Genomic DNA, 18,446 nt, shown 5'->3' with positions numbered 1-18,446 from the left:
GTCGAAGACCGCTAGTACTGCCTCGTCAGGGGCGTGGAACGTGTGATCTTCGGACGTGGCCGGGTCGGGCGCGCTGTTGGGTGTCTGAGGGTGCGAGCGTTGCTTGCCCTTCATGCGCCGGCCCCAGTGAACTCGCTGCTTTGTGGCGGGGTGATGGGTGGCTGGTCGTTGCTTGAGAACTGCACAGTGGACGCGAGCATCTGTGGCCAAGTTTTTAAGGGCGCACGGTGGATGCCTTGGCACCAGGAACCGATGAAGGACGTGGGAGGCCGCGATAGGCCCCGGGGAGCTGTCAACCGAGCTGTGATCCGGGGGTGTCCGAATGGGGAAACCCGGCAGTCGTCATGGGCTGTCACCCGCTGCTGAACACATAGGCAGTGTGGAGGGAACGCGGGGAAGTGAAACATCTCAGTACCCGCAGGAAGAGAAAACAACCGTGATTCCGGGAGTAGTGGCGAGCGAAACTGGATGAGGCCAAACCGTATGTGTGTGATACCCGGCAGGGGTTGCGCATGCGGGGTTGTGGGATCTCTCTTCTGTTGTCTGCCGGCAACAGGGCGAGTCAGAAACCGTTGATGTAGGCGAAGGACATGCGAAAGGTCCGGCGTAGAGGGTAAGACCCCCGTAGCTGAAACATCAGCGGCTTGCTTGAGAGACACCCAAGTAGCACGGGGCCCGAGAAATCCCGTGTGAATCTGGCGGGACCACCCGCTAAGCCTAAATATTCCCTGGTGACCGATAGCGGATAGTACCGTGAGGGAATGGTGAAAAGTACCGCGGGAGCGGAGTGAAATAGTACCTGAAACCGTGTGCCTACAAGCCGTGGGAGCGTCGCGCAGGGACTTGTCCTTGCGTCGTGACTGCGTGCCTTTTGAAGAATGAGCCTGCGAGTTTGCGGTGTGTTGCGAGGTTAACCCGTGTGGGGTAGCCGTAGCGAAAGCGAGTCCGAATAGGGCGGTTGAGTAGCACGCTCAAGACCCGAAGCGGAGTGATCTAGCCATGGGCAGGTTGAAGCGGAGGTAAGACTTCGTGGAGGACCGAACCCACCAGGGTTGAAAACCTGGGGGATGACCTGTGGTTAGGGGTGAAAGGCCAATCAAACTCCGTGATAGCTGGTTCTCCCCGAAATGCATTTAGGTGCAGCGTCGTGTGTTTCTTGCCGGAGGTAGAGCACTGGATAGGCGATGGGCCCTACCGGGTTACTGACCTTAGCCAAACTCCGAATGCCGGTAAGTGAGAGCGCGGCAGTGAGACTGTGGGGGATAAGCTCCATGGTCGAGAGGGAAACAGCCCAGAGCATCGACTAAGGCCCCTAAGCGTACGCTAAGTGGGAAAGGATGTGGAGTCGCAGAGACAACCAGGAGGTTGGCTTAGAAGCAGCCACCCTTGAAAGAGTGCGTAATAGCTCACTGGTCAAGTGATTCCGCGCCGACAATGTAGCGGGGCTCAAGCGTACCGCCGAAGTCGTGTCATTGCAGCATGAGGGCCAACGCCCGCTGTGATGGGTAGGGGAGCGTCGTGTGCCGGGTGAAGCAGCACCGGAAGGTAGTTGTGGACGGTTCACGAGTGAGAATGCAGGCATGAGTAGCGATACACACGTGGGAAACGTGTGCGCCGATTGACTAAGGGTTCCTGGGTCAAGCTGATCTGCCCAGGGTAAGTCGGGACCTAAGGCGAGGCCGACAGGCGTAGTCGATGGACAACCGGTTGATATTCCGGTACCCGCTTTGAAGCGCCAACGCTGAATCCAGCGATGCTAAGCCCGTGAAGCCGCCGGCTGAGTCTTCGGACGAGGTCGGAGTGGTGGAGCCGGTGAACCGGACTGGTAGTAGGTGAGTGATGGGGTGACGCAGGAAGGTAGTCCAGCCCGGGCGGTGGTTGTCCCGGGGTAAGGGTGTAGCCCGAGGGGTAGGTAAATCCGTCCCTCATGTAAGGGTGAGACCTGATGCCGAGCCGATTGTGGCGAAGTGGATGATCCTATGCTGTCGAGAAAAGCCTCTAGCGAGTTTCATGGCGGCCCGTACCCTAAACCGACTCAGGTGGTCAGGTAGAGAATACCGAGGCGTTCGGGTGAACTATGGTTAAGGAACTCGGCAAAATGCCCCCGTAACTTCGGGAGAAGGGGGGCCATGTCTGGTGATGGCACGTGCTGCCGGAGCTGGGTGTGGCCGCAGAGACCAGCGAGAAGCGACTGTTTACTAAAAACACAGGTCCGTGCGAAGCCGTAAGGCGATGTATACGGACTGACGCCTGCCCGGTGCTGGAACGTTAAGGGGACCGGTTAGCTCCATTTCGGTGGGGCGAAGCTGAGAACTTAAGCGCCAGTAAACGGCGGTGGTAACTATAACCATCCTAAGGTAGCGAAATTCCTTGTCGGGTAAGTTCCGACCTGCACGAATGGCGTAACGACTTCTCGACTGTCTCAACCATAGGCCCGGTGAAATTGCACTACGAGTAAAGATGCTCGTTTCGCGCAGCAGGACGGAAAGACCCCGGGACCTTTACTACAGTTTGATATTGGTGTTCGGTTCGGCTTGTGTAGGATAGGTGGGAGACTGTGAAGCTTGGACGCCAGTTCAGGTGGAGTCGTCCTTGAAATACCACTCTGGTCGTGCTGGATGTCTAACCTGGGTCCGTGATCCGGATCAGGGACAGTGTCTGATGGGTAGTTTAACTGGGGCGGTTGCCTCCTAAAGGGTAACGGAGGCGCCCAAAGGTTCCCTCAGCCTGGTTGGCAATCAGGTGTTGAGTGTAAGTGCACAAGGGAGCTTGACTGTGAGACCGACGGGTCGAGCAGGGACGAAAGTCGGGACTAGTGATCCGGCGGTGGCTTGTGGAAGCGCCGTCGCTCAACGGATAAAAGGTACCCCGGGGATAACAGGCTGATCTTCCCCAAGAGTCCATATCGACGGGATGGTTTGGCACCTCGATGTCGGCTCGTCGCATCCTGGGGCTGGAGTCGGTCCCAAGGGTTGGGCTGTTCGCCCATTAAAGCGGTACGCGAGCTGGGTTTAGAACGTCGTGAGACAGTTCGGTCCCTATCCGCTGTGCGCGTAGGAATATTGAGAAGGGCTGTCCCTAGTACGAGAGGACCGGGACGGACGAACCTCTGGTGTGCCAGTTGTTCTGCCAAGGGCATGGCTGGTTGGCTACGTTCGGGAGGGATAACCGCTGAAAGCATCTAAGCGGGAAGCCTGCTTCGAGATGAGTATTCCCACCCACTTGATGGGGTAAGGCTCCCAGTAGACGACTGGGTTGATAGGCCGGATATGGAAGCACCGTGAGGTGTGGAGTTGACCGGTACTAATAGGCCGAGGGCTTGTCCTCAGTTGCTCGCGTCCACTGTGTTAGTTCTGAAGTAACGAACTCCCTTTGCCGGTTGAGTTGTTATCTTCATAGTGTTTCGGTGGTCATAGCGTTAGGGAAACGCCCGGTTACATTCCGAACCCGGAAGCTAAGCCTTTCAGCGCCGATGGTACTGCAGGGGGGACCCTGTGGGAGAGTAGGACGCCGCCGAACAATTTGTGGGGGAGCCCCGCACCTTATGGTGCGGGGCTTCCTGCATTTCAGGCGCCGTATCCTCGCTCTCAGGGGCTGCGGCGGACCCCTTGCATGCCCGCCTCGGACATGACGGTAAGGTCAGGGGGCAGCGTCGATACTTTCCCCACAGGAGGCCCCCGGGTGGAGGTCCAGGAGACCCGTGTCCAAACGGACCGGGTCCTCACCATCCCCAACGTCCTGAGCATGGCCCGGCTCGCCGGCGTCCCGCTCTTCCTGTGGCTCATCCTCCGCCCCGAGTTCGGAGGGCCCAACAGCGACGGGTGGGCGCTGCTGGTCCTGGCGCTCAGTGGCGTCAGCGACTACCTCGACGGCAAACTCGCCCGCCGCTGGAACCAGATCAGCAGCCTCGGCCGTCTCCTCGACCCGGCGGCCGACCGGCTCTACATCCTTTCCACGCTCATCGGGCTCACCTGGCGGGGCGTCCTGCCGCTGTGGCTCACCGGCCTGCTGCTGGCCCGCGACCTGGTACTCCTGGTGATGGTGGGAATCCTCCGGCGCCACGGATATCCACCACCCCAGGTGAACTTCCTGGGCAAGGCAGCGACCTTCAACCTGATGTATGCGTTCCCGCTGCTCCTCCTCAGCAGTGGTGAGACGTGGCTCGCGTCACTCGCTGAAATTTTCGGGTGGGCCTTCGCCGGATGGGGTACAAGTCTCTACTGGTGGGCAGGGATCCTCTACGTGATCCAGGTCCGCCGACTAGTCAAAGCGGATACCGCAGCCGATTGAGCCTGTCTGTCCCGGCGCCCGGCAGTAATGCCGGCGCCGGTGCGACGTATGAGCGCAAGGATTCGGACAGGTGAGGTCGGCTAGATCGTCATCTCTGCAAGGAGGACGCTTCCGACATGAAGGCCGTCGTGATGGCCGGAGGCGAAGGCACCCGACTTCGCCCCATGACGTCGAGCATGCCCAAGCCGCTGCTGCCGGTCGCCAACCGACCGATCATGGAGCACGTGCTGCGGCTGCTCAAGCGGCATGGACTCACCGAGACCGTTGTTACCGTGCAGTTCCTCGCCTCGCTGGTAAAGAACTACTTCGGTGACGGCGAAGAACTCGGAATGGAGCTCACCTATGCCCACGAGGAGAAGCCACTCGGCACCGCCGGCAGCGTCAAGAACGCCGAAGACGCGCTCAAGGACGACACCTTCCTCGTCATCTCGGGCGACGCGCTCACCGATTTCGACCTGAGCGACCTCATCGCCTTCCACAAGGAGAAGGGCGCCCTCGTCACGGTGTGCCTGACCCGAGTGCCGAACCCGCTGGAATTCGGCATCACCATCGTCGATGACGAAGGCAAGGTGGAGCGCTTCCTCGAAAAGCCGACCTGGGGCCAGGTGTTCTCCGACACCGTGAACACCGGCATCTACGTGATGGAGCCGGAAGTCTTCGACTACGTCGAGGCTGACGTACCCGTCGACTGGTCCGGAGACGTCTTCCCCCAGTTGATGAAGGAAGGAAAGCCCGTATACGGCTACGTCGCCGAGGGCTACTGGGAGGACGTCGGCACCCACGAGAGCTATGTGAAGGCCCAGGCGGACGTCCTCGAAGGGAAGGTGGACGTCGAGCTCGACGGATTCGAGATCTCCCCCGGGGTCTGGGTCGCCGAAGGAGCCGAGGTGCACCCGGACGCGGTCCTGCGCGGGCCGGTGTACATCGGGGACTACGCCAAGGTCGAAGCCGACGTCGAGATCCGCGAGCACACCGTCATCGGCTCCAACGTGGTCGTCAAGAGCGGCGCCTTTCTGCACAAGGCGGTCGTCCACGACAACGTCTACATCGGGCCGCACAGCAACCTCCGCGGCTGCGTGATCGGCAAGAACACCGACATCATGCGGGCCGCGCGGATCGAGGACGGCGCCGTCATCGGCGACGAGTGCCTCGTCGGCGAGGAATCGATCGTGCAGGGGAACGTGCGGGTCTACCCGTTCAAGACCGTCGAAGCGGGCGCGTTCGTCAACACCTCCGTCATCTGGGAGTCACGCGGCCAGGCCCACCTCTTCGGCGCCCGCGGCGTCTCCGGGATCCTCAACGTCGAGATCACACCGGAACTCGCCGTACGCCTCGCAGGCGCGTACGCCACCACGCTGAAGAAGGGCGCGACGGTCACCACCGCCCGTGACCACTCCCGCGGTGCCCGGGCCCTCAAACGCGCCGTGATCTCGGCGCTCCAGGCCAGCGCCATCGACGTACGGGACCTGGAGAACGTCCCCCTGCCCGTCGCCCGCCAGCAGACCGCACGGGGCAGCGCCGGCGGCATCATGATCCGCACCACGCCCGGGGTACCGGACTCGCTGGACATCATGTTCTTCGACGAGCGTGGCGCCGACCTCTCGCAGGCGGGACAGCGCAAGCTGGACCGGGTCTACGCCCGCCAGGAGTACCGGCGGGCCTTCCCCGGTGAGATCGGCGACCTCAGCTTCCCGTCCAGCGTGTTCGACCAGTACACGGGCGCCCTCCTGCGGAGGGTCGACACGACCGGCATCTCCGAGGCCGGCCTGAAGGTCGTCGTGGACGCCTCGAACGGCAGCGCCGGGCTCGTCCTGCCCAGCCTCCTCGGCCGGCTCGGCGTGGACTCGCTCACCATCAACCCCGGTCTGGACGAGTCCCGCCCCACCGAGTCCGCCGAGTCGCGCCGCGCCGGACTCGTACGGCTCGGGGAGATCGTGGCGTCCGCACGCGCCGCGTTCGGCGTGCGGTTCGACACGGTCGGTGAGCGGCTCTCCCTCGTGGACGAGCGGGGCCGGATCATCGAGGACGACCGCGCGCTCCTGGTCATGCTGGACCTCGTCGCGGCGGAGCGGCGCAGCGGGCGGGTGGCCCTGCCGGTCACCACCACCCGGATCGCCGAGCAGGTCGCCGCGTACCACGGCACGCAGGTCGACTGGACGACGACGTCCCCGGACGACCTGACCCGGGTCGGGCGCGAGGAGTCCACCATCTTCGGTGGAGACGGCCGCGGCGGCTTCATCGTTCCCGAGTTCAGCAGCGTCTTCGACGGGACGGCCGCGTTCGTGCGGCTCATCGGTCTCGTGGCGCGCACCCAGCTCACCCTCAGCCAGATCGACGCCCGCATCCCGCGTGCGCACGTCCTGCGGCGGGACCTGGCCACGCCGTGGGCGGTGAAGGGCCTGGTCATGCGGAGGGTGGTGGAGGCGGCCGGCGACCGGCACGTCGACACGACCGACGGTGTGCGGGTCGTGGAGGCCGACGGGCGGTGGGTGCTGGTGCTGCCGGACCCGGCGGAAGCTGTCACCCATCTGTGGGCCGAGGGGCCCGACGACACGTCCGCGCAGGCCCTGCTCGACGAGTGGGCGGCGGTGGTCGACAGCGCAGGTCGCTGAAGCGGATCGTGATGCCCTGACCGGTGTGCCGGGCAGCCGTTTCGACGGCTGCCCGGCACACCGGTGGGGCCATTCGGCGGTAGCCGCCCCGACATGCGACGATGTGCGGCATGTCCCAGCAGCCCCCCGTTCGGAGCACCGGCTCCCCGCCTCCGCGCCCCGACGCGTCCATGTCGCTGCTGACGAACGTCATCGACCACGCGCTCGATGAGGGCTACGCCGAGGCGTCCGCCCGCCGCGCCGCCGACGGCGGGCGGCTGCCCCGCACCCTGCGGGCCAAGCTGGGGCTGGCGGCCGGACTGGCGCTGACCGCGGCCGTGGTCACCCTCGGTGCCGCGCAGACATGGATATCCGCGCCCGTCGTGGCCAAGGACCGCGAAGAGCTGATCGACAGGATCCAGGCGGAGACCACCGCCGTGGAGGACCTGGAAGGCGCCGTCGAGGAACTGCGCGACGACGTCGCAGGCCGTCAGCGCGAGGCGCTGCGGGAGCACGGCGGGGACCAGGGGGAGCTGGCAGGACTCCTGTCCGGTGCCACCGCGGTCGAGGGGCCCGGCGTCAAGCTCGTCGTCGACGACGCGAAGGGCGCCGACCAGGGCGGCGACGGCCCGCGCGAGAGCAGCAGCTTCACCGACACCGGCCGGGTCCAGGACCGCGACATGCAGCGGATCGTCAACGGGCTGTGGCAGTCGGGAGCCGAGGCCGTGGCGATCAACGGGCAGCGGCTGACGGCCCTGTCCGCGATCAGGGCGGCGGGCGACGCCATACTGGTCGACAACAAGCCGCTGGTGCCCCCGTACACGGTGCTGGCGGTGGGGGACGGGAAGCGGCTGAGCACCCGGTTCCAGGACAGCGCCGACGGCCGCTACCTGCACGCGCTGGAGGAGAACTTCGGCATCAGCAGCAGCATCGTGGCCCAGGAGCGGGTGAGCCTGCCGGCGGCGGCCAGTCTGATCGTACGTACAGCACAGCCGAGGACCACCGGAGCCGGCAGCGGCGACGGCCAGGGCACGGCCGACACAGGGAAGGGCATATCGTGATCGCCGTACTGGGCCTCGTCGCGGGAGTCGTGGTCGGACTGTTGATCCGGCCCGAGGTCCCCGCAGTGGTCGAGCCCTATCTGCCCATCGCCGTGGTCGCCGCGCTGGACGCGGTCTTCGGTGGGCTCAGGGCCATGCTCGACGGGATCTTCGTCGACAAGGTCTTCGTGGTCTCGTTCCTGTCGAACGTGGTCGTGGCCGCCCTGATCGTGTTCCTCGGCGACCAGCTCGGCGTGGGCTCGCAGCTCTCCACCGGTGTGGTCGTCGTCCTCGGTATCCGCATCTTCTCCAACGCGGCCGCCATCCGGCGCCATGTGTTTCGGGCGTGAGACCGATGAGCAACCACGAGACACCACCCGCAGCGCCGCAGCCTCCGGAGGCCCCCGAGAAGACCGGCAGGCAGCGGCTCGTCGCAGGGCTGTGGCCGCCCCGGGTGACCCGCGCGCAGCTCGTCGTCGCCCTGCTGCTCTTCGGGCTGGGCCTCGGCCTGGCCATCCAGGTGCGCTCCACCAGCGACGACGGAGCGCTGCGCGGCGCCCGCCAGGAGGACCTGGTGCGCATCCTGGACGAGCTCGACGACCGGACCGAGCGGCTGGAGGACGAGCGCACCCGGCTGGACGCCCAGCGCCGGGAGTTGGAGAACAGCTCCGACCAGGCGGAAGAGGCCCGCAGGCAGACCGAGGAGAGGGAGCGTCAGCTCGGTGTGCTGGCCGGTACCGTGGCCGCCGAGGGGCCGGGCATCACCCTGGACATCGACGACCCCCTGCGGGCCGTCGAACCGGACAAGCTGCTCGACACGATCCAGGAGCTGCGGGCGGCCGGAGCGGAGGCCATCCAGGTCAACGACGTCCGGGTGGTGGCCGGCAGCTACTTCACCGGGGAGGCCGGGGCCGTCGAGGTGGACGGGCGCGCTGTCCGCGCGCCGTACCGTTTCAAGGTCATCGGCAAACCGCAGGACCTGGAGCCCGCCCTGAACATCCCGGGCGGCATCGTGCAGAGTCTGGAGAAGGAGCAGGCCACGGCCACGGTGACGCGGTCGGAGAAGATCGTCGTGGATGCCTTGCGACCGGCGGAGCGGCCTGACTACGCTCGGTCGTCATCACCGTGAGGCGACAGGTGCATGGGGGTCGTACGGCGGGGGAATGCCCGAGTGGCCGGGCCGGACAGGGGAGGCGAAACGTGGGGGATGCTCCCGTGACCGCGGTGCCGTGGCGACGCCGGGTGCAGCCGGGGTCACGGGAGGCCGCGGCGTGCCGGGTCGTGGGCCCGGCCGGATCCGGAAGTGGCCGCCCCGGTCGAGAGGTCGCGGGGGGTCGCCGCACCACTGTCGTGGTGCGTGGTGGAAACTGTCTGGTGGATACGGACGTTGTGCAGGTGTCCGGGTCGGCAGGTGTGTTCGTTCAGGGTTCGTCCTGCCCCACGGGCGGGTCTGTTTCGTTCAAGGGGAATCGCCCGTGAAGTTGTTTGGGAAGTTGTTCGGGAAGAGCGCGCGTGAGGGCGACAAGGCCAAGCACCGCGCACCGCGGCACGGCCAGAGCGAGGAGGGGCAGCAGGGCGGCGAGCGTCCGCTCTTCCGCGACGAGGTCGCTGGGCCGGGTGGTGGCATTGCCGACGAGCAGGGCGCGTCTTCTGTTGACCCTGCTGGTCCCGGCCGCATAGGTTTCGGGGAATCAGCAGCCCCGGGTACGGCTGGAGGGGGTTCCTCCGATCCGTACGCGACCAGCGTCCACGCGGGTCAGCCGCGGCAGGAGGGCACGTCCATGCCGGTCTGTGCGCGATGCGGCCACCGCAACGCCGAGGCGAGTCGGTTCTGCTCCAACTGCGGTGCGCCCCTGCGCGGCGGCGCGCCCGCGGAGCGCGCCTCGGAGACCACCTCCACGATCTCGATCTCGGGGCTTGAGGCGTACGACGCCGAGGCGACCGGCCAGACGCCCCTGCCGATGCTGTCGCATGAGGCGCAGGCCGCCGTGGAGGCGCTGCCTCAGGGGTCGGCGCTGCTCGTGGTCCGGCGCGGTCCGAACGTCGGCAGCCGCTTCCTCCTCGATGGCGAGCTCACGACCGCGGGCCGCCATCCGCAGAGCGACATCTTCCTGGACGACGTGACCGTGTCCCGTCGCCACGTGGAGTTCCGCAGGGCCGCGGACGGCAGCTTCACCGTCGCCGACGTCGGCAGCCTCAACGGCACCTACGTCAACCGGGAGCCGATCGACCAGGTCGTCCTCCACAACGGCGACGAGGTGCAGATCGGCAAGTACCGCCTGGTCTTCTTCGCCGGCCAGCCAGGAGTCTGACCCTCCCCCCGGACCCGTTCGGGGGGACCCCCCTAGGAAGGTCCATGCTGCGAACACCGACAGGCGGTGCCGGGAACGGCGCCGCCGACGCGGGCGATCGGCTGGTGAGCATCGGTACGGTGCTCAACCAGCTGCGCGAGGAGTTCCCCGAGGTCACCATCTCCAAGATCCGGTTCCTGGAGGCGGAGGGGCTCGTCGAACCGCAGCGGACGGCGTCCGGGTACCGCAAGTTCAGCCCGCGGGACGTGGAGCGGCTCGCTCTCATCCTGCGCATGCAGCGGGACCACTACCTGCCTCTGAAGGTGATCAGGGGGCACCTGGACGCCCTCGCGCGCGGTGAGCAGGTCCAGCTGCCCGCCCAGGGGCAGGGGCCGCCCGGTGAGCGCCAGGAGGGTGTTCCCCCGTGGGAGGCGGAGCAGTCACGTCCCACGGCGGCGAGGATCGGCCGCGCCGAGCTCCTCGCCGCCGTGGAGGCGGACGAGGAGGAGCTCGCCGTCTGGGAGTCGTACGGCCTGGTCGCCGAGCTCCCCGACGGGGGCTTCGACGCCGAGGCGGTCACCGTTGCGAAGCTCGTCGCAGAGCTGGGGCGGTACGGACTCGAACCGCGGCACCTGCGGGCCATGAAGGCCGCGGCCGACCGTGAGGCCGGGCTCGTCGAGCAGGTCGTGGCACCGCTGCGCCGGCACCGCAACCCGCAGACCCGGGCGCACGCCGAGGCGACCGCCCGGGAACTGGCCGCGCTGTCGGTGCGGCTGCACGCCGCCCTGGTCAGAACGGCCCTCGGCGTCCGGTTTCCGTGACCTGGGGGACGGCCCCGACTACCCAAACCGGTCCGGGTCGTCCTAGGGTTGCTGTGTGAACGAGCTCGATGTTGTCGGTGTCCGGGTGGAAATGCCGTCCAACCAGCCGATCGTGCTCCTGCGCGAAGTGGGAGGCGACCGGTACCTCCCCATCTGGATCGGTCCCGGTGAGGCCACGGCGATCGCCTTCGCCCAGCAGGGCATGACGCCTGCACGGCCGCTCACCCATGACCTGTTCAAGGACGTGCTGGAGGCCGTGGGCCAGGAGCTCACCGAGGTCCGCATCACCGACCTCAGGGAAGGCGTCTTCTACGCGGAGCTGGTGTTCGCCAGCGGCGTGGAGGTGAGCGCCCGGCCGTCCGACGCCATAGCGCTGGCGCTCCGCACCGGAACGCCGATCTTCGGCAGTGACGGTGTACTGGACGACGCGGGGATCGCCATCCCGGACGAGCAGGAGGACGAGGTGGAGAAGTTCCGCGAGTTCCTCGACCAGATCTCCCCCGAGGACTTCGGCTCCAGCAACCAGTGAGGTGCCGCCCGGTCCCCGCAGACGTGGGGGGCGCGGGTAGCGGAGGGCGCACGGTCGGCGCGTTCAGCGCATTCGAGTAGCGTTTCCCGGTATCAGGACACGCCAAACCACTCTCAGGGTGATTATCACTCGGCGTGGCGAGTGTGGCGATCGTTGACGCACCCCTGGGGACTGCCTACCGTCGATGTGGCAGGTCAAGGACGGAGGGTCGGCGTGATGAGCAGCGGCGACGGTACGGCGGGAGCGCTCCCCGGGCGGAGCCCGGCAGGTGGCGCACCCTATCCGCTTTCAGAGGAGACGCCCGACCCGGCCACCGACCTCGTCGGATACCGCGGCCCCACGGCCTGCGCGGCGGCCGGCATCACGTACCGCCAGCTCGACTACTGGGCCCGTACGGGGCTCGTCGAGCCGAGCGTGCGGCCCGCGTACGGGTCGGGCACGCAGCGGCTCTACAGCTTCCGGGACGTCGTCGTCCTGAAGATCGTCAAGAGGTTCCTGGACACCGGTGTCGCGCTGCAGAACATCCGGGCGGCCGTGCAGCACCTGCGCGGCCGGGGCCTGCGGGACCTGGAGCGCATGACGCTGATGAGCGACGGTGCCACGGTGTACGAGTGCTCTTCGCCCGACGAGGTCGTCGACCTCCTCCAAGGCGGCCAGGGCATCTTCGGCATCGCGGTGGGCGTGGTGTGGCGCGATGTGGAGGCGGCGCTGTCGCAGCTGCACGGCGAGCGGGTCGACACCGGCGAGACGCTGATCGGCAACAACCCCACCGACGAGCTGGCGCGCCGCAGACGCGACAGGGCGGTCTGAGGGGCCCGCGGCGGCGCTCCCTCCGCGAGGCTCGTACGGGTGTGCGGGGCCGTTGTCAGTGGGGTGCGGCAGCATCGATGGTGTGAGAGCAGCGCCGACGATCCTGCATCTGGACATGGATGCGTTCTTCGCCGCCGTCGAACAGGCGGCGAAGCCGAGCCTGCGCGGTAAGCCCGTGGTCGTGGGCGGGCTCGGGCCGCGCGGGGTCGTGGCCACGGCGTCGTACGAGGCGCGGCGGTTCGGGGTGCGCTCCGCCATGCCGATGGGGCAGGCGAGGCGGTTGGCGCCGAACGCCGCCTATCTGACGCCCCGCTTCGCGCTGTACCGCGAGGTGAGCATGCGAGTCATGGAGCTGCTGGGCAGGCTGTCGCCGCTGGTGGAGCCGCTCAGTCTGGACGAGGCCTTCGTGGATCTGGAGGCCGGGGGGTCCGCGTGCGACGCGGGGGCGGCGCGGGCCGTCGGGGAGCGGTTGCGCCGGGACATCGTCGCGGCCACGGGGCTGACCGCCTCGGTGGGGCTCGCCGGCTCCAAGATGCTGGCGAAGATCGCTTCGGAGCAGGCCAAGCCGGACGGCCTGGTGCTGATCGAACCGGGCACGGAGCGGGAGCTGCTCGCCCCCATGGGGGTGCGGACGCTGCCCGGGGTGGGCCCCGCGACGGAGGAGCATCTGAGGCGGGCCGGGATGACGACGGTGGCCCACCTGGCGGAGGCGGGAGAGGACGAGCTCGTCCGGCTGCTCGGCCGGGCCCACGGCGCGGCGCTGCACGCGATGGCGCTGGGGCAGGACGACCGGCCCGTGGTGGGGGAGCGGGACGCGAAGTCGGTGTCCGTGGAGGACACCTTCGATGTGGATCTGCACGACCGGGCCCGGGTGCGGTGGGAAGTCGAGCGGCTTGCCGAGCGGTGCGTGGGCCGGCTGAGGGCGGCCGGCCGGTCGGGGCGCACCGTCGTGTTGAAGGTCCGTCGGTACGACTTCTCGACCCTGACGCGGTCCGAGACCCTGCGCGGTCCCACGGACGACCCGGCCGTCGTCCGGGAGGCGGCCGCGCGGCTGCTGGACGCGGTCGACACGACCGGCGGGGTCCGGCTGCTCGGTGTCGGCGTGTCCGGGCTGGCGGACTACACGCAGGAGGACCTGTTCGCCCAGGCCGCGGCCGAGGAGGCCGCCCGGGCTGCGGCGGGCGGGGCCGGAGAGACCAGGGGTGCGGCGGGCGGGGCCGGAGAGGCCGCGGCTGCGGCGGAGGAGTCCTGGGATGCTCCCGGCCGCAGTGGCCGAGGGGAGGAGGTGGAGGCAGCTCGGGGCGGCGGGGGACGTGGGGCGGTGGGGCGGCTGGGCGTGCCGTGGCCCGGGACGGCGGCTCGGGAGCGCCGGACCGGGGGCGCCGTGGCAGCCAGAGGGCCGAACCGGAAGGCGTACGGAGGAGGTGGCACGGCGGGGTGGGAGCAGGGCTCCGACGCTGGGCGTCCCGCCTCCGCGGGGCTTCCCGGGGCGGGCGGCGCGGCAGGGGAGCCGGACGGTCCCGCACGGGAACTGCACGCGGGCGGGGTGCCACCGGAGGCGGGGGAGGACGGGCGGGGGCCCGGCGGAAGCGGGCCGGGGGAGATGCGCGCTGTGCACGGGGGAAGCGGGGAGCCGGGGCGCGGTCCTGCCTTCCCCGGCCCGGACCCGGGTGCCGCTGCGGAGCCGGTGGAGGAACGCGGCGCCGGTGCGGGGGCCGCCGGGGCGGGCCCTTCGGCGGCGGGCGGAGGCCGCGAGGCGCGCGGCGGGGACGCGGGAGCCCGGCCGGCGGGCGGTACCGGAGCAGCAGGCCCGGGAGCCGGTGGGTTCGGTGCGGGTGGGCCTTCTGCGGTGGTGCCCTCGGGTGGTGCGGCCGGGGTCGGCGGGGGCGGCGGGGGACCCGCCGACACGGGAGGGTGCCGGGCCGGGCCGTTCTGCCGGCGCGGGCGCCGGAGCGGGCCCGGGCGGCTCCACCGTCATCACGGAGCGTGCCGGAGCGGGCGGAGCCGGGGCCGGCGGTGGGCCCGCCGACACGGGAGGGGGCGTACGGGACAGTGCGGGGGAGCGGCGGTGGACGCCGGGGCAGGACGTGCGGCATGACCGGTACGGAGCGGGATGGGTGCAGGGCAGCGGAGTGGGGCGGGTCACGGTGCGTTTCGAGCAACCGGGCTCCGCGCCGGGACGCGTACGGACGTTCCGGACGGACGATCCCGAACTGCGGCCCTCGGAACCTCTGCCGCTGGTGCCCGGGGGCGGTCAGTCGCCGCCGTCGGCGACGCTGCCGAAGTCCCTGTCCGCGGAAGGGCCCGTGGAGCCGGGCAGGTCGAGCCCGTAGTGGCGGTAGAGCTGGAGCTCCTGCTCGGGCGACAGGTGGCGCCCGACGCCGAAGTCCGGCGCGTCCTTGATGAGGGAGCGCTCGTACGGCACGTGCAGGGCCTGGTCCACCACCCGGCTGGGCTCCAGGGGTACGAAGGCGTCGCGGCCGAACAGGCCGGTACGGACCGCCGCCCACTCCGGTTCGCCGGTCGCGTCGTCCAGGTACACCTCGTCCACCGTGCCGATCTTGTGGCCGTCCCGGTCGTATGCCTTGCGCCCAATCAGCGTGCGAGGATCGATATCGGTCTGCACGGGCCCTCCAGCCGGTCGCAACTGGTCCTCAAATACTACGAAAATGCACAACCGTGACGTCGGCCACTCGAGGGATCGGCCGGGAACACCGCTGGTAGGCTGGCAATGGCTGCTGACCCTGTGCGGGAGAGTCCTCCGGAAAGACCGAAACCGGTCCTTCGGGGGCGCCGAAGGAGCAAATCCTCCCCGGAATCTCTCAGGCCCCTGTACCGCACGGACGAGGTCACTCTGGAAAGCAGGGCGGGCGTCGGACGGCACCCGCTCTCACCGACGGTGAAAGCCGTCCCGCCCCGCAGGGCGGGTCGCGGCGAAGCTCTCAGGTTGAGATGACAGAGGGGGAGGCCGTCCGGGCACCCGCGCCGCGGTGCCCCTCGCAGGTCGCTACGACCAGGAGGCCCCCGTACATGACCGCCAACCGCATTCCGCTCTCCCGGCTGGAGCGAGGAACCCCCTTCGAGCAGCGCCACATCGGGCCCGACGCCGAGGCCCGCGCCAAGATGCTCGCGCAGGTCGGCTACGGCTCGCTCGACGAGCTCACGGCGGCCGCGGTGCCGGACGTCATCAAGAGCGCCGAGGCCCTCGGCCTGCCCGAGGCCCGCAGCGAGGCCGAGGTCCTCGCCGAACTGCGCTCCCTCGCGGACCGCAACCAGGTCCTCGCCCCGATGATCGGCCTCGGTTACCACGGCACCTTCACGCCGCCGGTCATCCTCCGCAACGTCATGGAGAACCCGGCCTGGTACACCGCCTACACCCCGTACCAGCCGGAGATCTCGCAGGGCCGCCTCGAGGCGCTCCTGAACTTCCAGACCGTCGTCGCCGACCTGACCGGACTGCCCACCTCCGGTGCGTCGCTGCTCGACGAGGGCACGGCCGCCGCGGAAGCCATGGCGCTGTCCCGGCGCGTCGGCAAGGTGAAGAAGGGCGTCTTCCTGGTCGACGCCGACGCCCTGCCGCAGACCATCGCCGTCATCGAGACCCGCGCCGAGCCGACCGGTGTCGAGGTCGTCGTCGCCGACCTCAGCGACGGCATCCCCGCCGAGGCCGCCGAACGCGGGGTCTTCGGCGTGCTGCTGCAGTACCCGGGCGCCTCGGGCGCCGTGCGGGACATCAAGCCGCTCATCGACGCCGCCCACGAGCTCGGCGCCGTCGTCACCGTCGCCGCCGACCTGCTCGCGCTGACCCTGCTCACCTCCCCCGGCGAGCTCGGCGCCGACATCGCCGTCGGCACCACGCAGCGCTTCGGCGTCCCGATGGGCTTCGGCGGCCCGCACGCCGGCTACATGGCCGTCCGCGACGCCTTCGCCCGCAGCCTGCCGGGCCGACTCGTCGGCGTCTCCGTCGACGCCGACGGGAACAAGGCGTACCGCCTGGCCCTGCAGACGCGCGAGCAGCACATCCGCCGCGAGAAGGCCACCAGCAACATCTGCACCGCCCAGGTGCTGCTCGCCGTCATGGCCGGCATGTACGCCGTGTACCACGGCCCCGAGGGGCTCAAGGAGATCGCGCAGCGCACCCACCGGTACGCCGCGATCCTCGCCGCCGGACTGCGCGCCGGCGGTGTCGAGCTGCTGCACGACGCCTTCTTCGACACCGTCACCGCGCGCGTGCCGGGCAAGGCCGCCGACGTCGTCGCCGCGGCCCGCGAGGGCGGCGTCAACCTGCACCTCGTGGACGCCGACCACGTCTCCGCCTCCTGCGACGAGACCACCGGCCGCCCGCAGATCGCCGCCGTGTGGGCCGCCTTCGGCGTGTCCGGCGACATCGACGCGCTGGACGCCGCCACCGAGGACGCGCTGCCCGCGGGGCTGCTGCGCGGCGACACCTACCTCACCCACCCGGTCTTCCACGCGCACCGGTCCGAGACGGCGATGCTGCGCTACCTGCGCAAGCTCGCCGACCGGGACTACGCCCTGGACCGCGGCATGATCCCGCTCGGTTCCTGCACGATGAAGCTCAACGCGACCACCGAGATGGAGCCGGTGACCTGGGCCGAGTTCGGGCAGATGCACCCCTTCGCGCCCGCCGAGCAGGCCGAGGGCTACCTGACGCTGATCCGCGAGCTGGAGGAGCGCCTCGCCGAGGTCACCGGCTACGACAAGGTGTCGATCCAGCCCAACGCCGGTTCGCAGGGCGAGCTGGCCGGCCTCCTCGCGGTCCGCGCCTACCACCGCGCCAACGGCGACGAGCAGCGCACGGTCTGCCTGATCCCCTCGTCGGCGCACGGCACCAACGCCGCGTCGGCCGTCATGGCCGGTATGAAGGTCGTCGTCGTCAGGACCGCCGACGACGGCGAGGTCGACGTCGAGGACCTCCGTGCCAAGATCGAGAAGCACCGTGACGAACTCGCCGTGCTGATGATCACGTACCCGTCGACGCACGGCGTCTTCGAGGAGCACGTCGCCGACATCTGCGCCCAGGTCCACGAGGCCGGCGGCCAGGTGTACGTGGACGGCGCCAACCTCAACGCGCTGGTCGGCCTCGCCAAGCCGGGCAAGTTCGGCGGCGACGTCTCGCACCTGAACCTGCACAAGACGTTCTGCATCCCGCACGGCGGCGGCGGCCCCGGTGTCGGCCCGGTCGCGGTCCGCGAGCACCTCGCCCCGTACCTGCCGAACCACCCGCTGCAGCCGGCCGCCGGCCCGGAGACCGGCGTCGGCCCGATCTCGGCCGCCCCGTGGGGTTCGGCGGGCATCCTGCCGATCTCCTGGGCATACGTCCGGCTCATGGGCGGCGAGGGCCTCAAGCGCGCCACCCAGGTCGCCGTCCTGGCCGCCAACTACGTCGCCAAGCGCCTGGAGCCGCACTACCCGGTGCTCTACACGGGGCCGGGCGGCCTCGTCGCCCACGAGTGCATCATCGACCTGCGCCCGCTGTCGAAGGCGACCGGCGTCAGCGTGGACGACATCGCCAAGCGCCTGATCGACTACGGCTTCCACGCGCCCACCATGTCCTTCCCGGTGGCCGGCACCCTGATGATCGAGCCGACCGAGAGCGAGGACCTCACGGAGCTCGACCGGTTCTGCGACACGATGATCGCGATCCGTGCCGAGATCGAGAAGGTCGCCACCGGCGAGTGGCCCGCCGAGGACAACCCGCTCCGCAACGCCCCCCACACGGCGGCCGCGCTCGGCGGTGCCTGGGACCACGCGTACACCCGCGAGGAGGCCGTCTTCCCGGCCGGTGTCGCGGCCGCGGACAAGTACTGGCCGCCGGTCCGCCGCATCGACGGGGCCTTCGGCGACCGCAACCTGGTCTGCTCCTGCCCGCCGCTGGACGAGTACGACGGCTGATCGCGGTGCCCGGCCGGGCGAAGCGTCCGGCCGGGTTGCGGGCGGACAGAGCGGCCGTCGCGGCCGGGCCTGCGTGCGCAGGAGGGCCGTCGCGGCCGGGCCTTCGTACGGATCTGCTGTCCGGCCCTGAGCGGTGACCGGTCGGCCGCCGCGGACGC

Annotated in this window: 12 protein-coding genes, 2 rRNA genes, 1 pseudogene and 1 riboswitch; of the genes and pseudogenes, 14 read left to right on the top strand and 1 reads right to left on the bottom strand. The window is 69.1% G+C overall.

All coding sequences use genetic code 11. From position 1 onward, the window contains the following. Positions 1 to 204 precede the first annotated feature (204 nt). The 13 genes and pseudogenes from L6E17_RS01810 to L6E17_RS01750 all read left to right on the top strand — a co-directional run. Positions 205 to 3,327: ribosomal RNA gene (locus tag L6E17_RS01810) — 23S ribosomal RNA — on the top strand. Positions 3,328 to 3,402: 75 nt separating this feature from the next. Beyond that, positions 3,403 to 3,519 (top strand): 5S ribosomal RNA (gene rrf / locus L6E17_RS01805). 162 nt (positions 3,520 to 3,681) lie between these two features. Further along, entirely contained in the window at positions 3,682 to 4,290 is a 609-nt protein-coding gene (locus L6E17_RS01800) for a CDP-alcohol phosphatidyltransferase family protein (RefSeq protein ID WP_236239025.1), read from the top strand. Positions 4,291 to 4,406: 116 nt separating this feature from the next. Then, entirely contained in the window at positions 4,407 to 6,902 is a 2,496-nt protein-coding gene (locus L6E17_RS01795; protein ID WP_236239024.1) for a mannose-1-phosphate guanyltransferase, read from the top strand. A 110-nt stretch (positions 6,903 to 7,012) separates the two neighbouring features. Beyond that, positions 7,013 to 7,942 (top strand): DUF881 domain-containing protein, encoded by a 930-nt coding sequence (locus tag L6E17_RS01790; RefSeq protein WP_236239023.1) that lies wholly within the window; start codon positions 7,013 to 7,015, stop codon positions 7,940 to 7,942. Further along, on the top strand, positions 7,939 to 8,271 hold the full coding sequence (locus L6E17_RS01785) for a small basic family protein (RefSeq protein WP_071266610.1): 333 nt from the start codon (positions 7,939 to 7,941) through the stop codon (positions 8,269 to 8,271). Before L6E17_RS01790 ends, L6E17_RS01785 begins: the two co-directional genes overlap by 4 nt. Positions 8,272 to 8,276: 5 nt before the next feature. Continuing rightward, entirely contained in the window at positions 8,277 to 9,050 is a 774-nt protein-coding gene (locus L6E17_RS01780; RefSeq protein WP_236239022.1) for a DUF881 domain-containing protein, read from the top strand. 238 nt (positions 9,051 to 9,288) lie between these two features. Beyond that, on the top strand, positions 9,289 to 10,233 hold the full coding sequence (locus L6E17_RS01775; RefSeq protein ID WP_236239603.1) for an FHA domain-containing protein: 945 nt from the start codon (positions 9,289 to 9,291) through the stop codon (positions 10,231 to 10,233). Positions 10,234 to 10,277: 44 nt separating this feature from the next. Continuing rightward, entirely contained in the window at positions 10,278 to 11,033 is a 756-nt protein-coding gene (locus tag L6E17_RS01770) for a MerR family transcriptional regulator (RefSeq protein ID WP_236239021.1), read from the top strand. Positions 11,034 to 11,088: 55 nt separating this feature from the next. Next, on the top strand, positions 11,089 to 11,562 hold the full coding sequence (locus L6E17_RS01765; RefSeq protein WP_236239020.1) for a bifunctional nuclease family protein: 474 nt from the start codon (positions 11,089 to 11,091) through the stop codon (positions 11,560 to 11,562). Between the two features lie 216 nt (positions 11,563 to 11,778). After that, positions 11,779 to 12,372, top strand: a complete 594-nt coding sequence (locus tag L6E17_RS01760) for a MerR family transcriptional regulator (protein ID WP_236239019.1) — start codon at positions 11,779 to 11,781, stop codon at positions 12,370 to 12,372. A gap of 82 nt (positions 12,373 to 12,454) precedes the next feature. Beyond that, positions 12,455 to 14,470 (top strand): DNA polymerase IV, encoded by a 2,016-nt coding sequence (locus tag L6E17_RS01755; RefSeq protein WP_236239018.1) that lies wholly within the window; start codon positions 12,455 to 12,457, stop codon positions 14,468 to 14,470. Further along, positions 14,430 to 14,705, top strand: a pseudogene (locus L6E17_RS01750) (DNA polymerase IV); the annotation flags it as partial. The gene L6E17_RS01755 and the pseudogene L6E17_RS01750, both read left to right, overlap by 41 nt. On the opposite strand, the gene L6E17_RS01745 reads toward L6E17_RS01750, so the two are convergent. Continuing rightward, positions 14,627 to 14,998 (bottom strand): PRC-barrel domain-containing protein, encoded by a 372-nt coding sequence (locus L6E17_RS01745; RefSeq protein WP_236239017.1) that lies wholly within the window; start codon positions 14,996 to 14,998, stop codon positions 14,627 to 14,629. The pseudogene L6E17_RS01750 and the gene L6E17_RS01745 sit on opposite strands and share 79 nt — an antisense overlap. Before the next feature lie 113 nt (positions 14,999 to 15,111). Further along, positions 15,112 to 15,220, top strand: a riboswitch (glycine riboswitch). 182 nt (positions 15,221 to 15,402) lie between these two features. Here L6E17_RS01745 and gcvP point away from each other — a divergent pair. Continuing rightward, positions 15,403 to 18,288 carry an aminomethyl-transferring glycine dehydrogenase gene (gcvP, locus tag L6E17_RS01740; RefSeq protein WP_236239016.1) on the top strand — a complete coding sequence of 962 codons (2,886 nt, stop codon included), beginning with the start codon at positions 15,403 to 15,405 and terminating at the stop codon, positions 18,286 to 18,288. Positions 18,289 to 18,446: the final 158 nt, after the last annotated feature.

The organism is Streptomyces sp. CC228A (assembly GCF_021390935.1).
Taxonomy (GTDB): domain Bacteria; phylum Actinomycetota; class Actinomycetes; order Streptomycetales; family Streptomycetaceae; genus Streptomyces.
The sequence above is the reverse complement of the archived record's forward strand: the minus strand, read 5'-3'. Positions and strand labels throughout refer to the sequence as shown.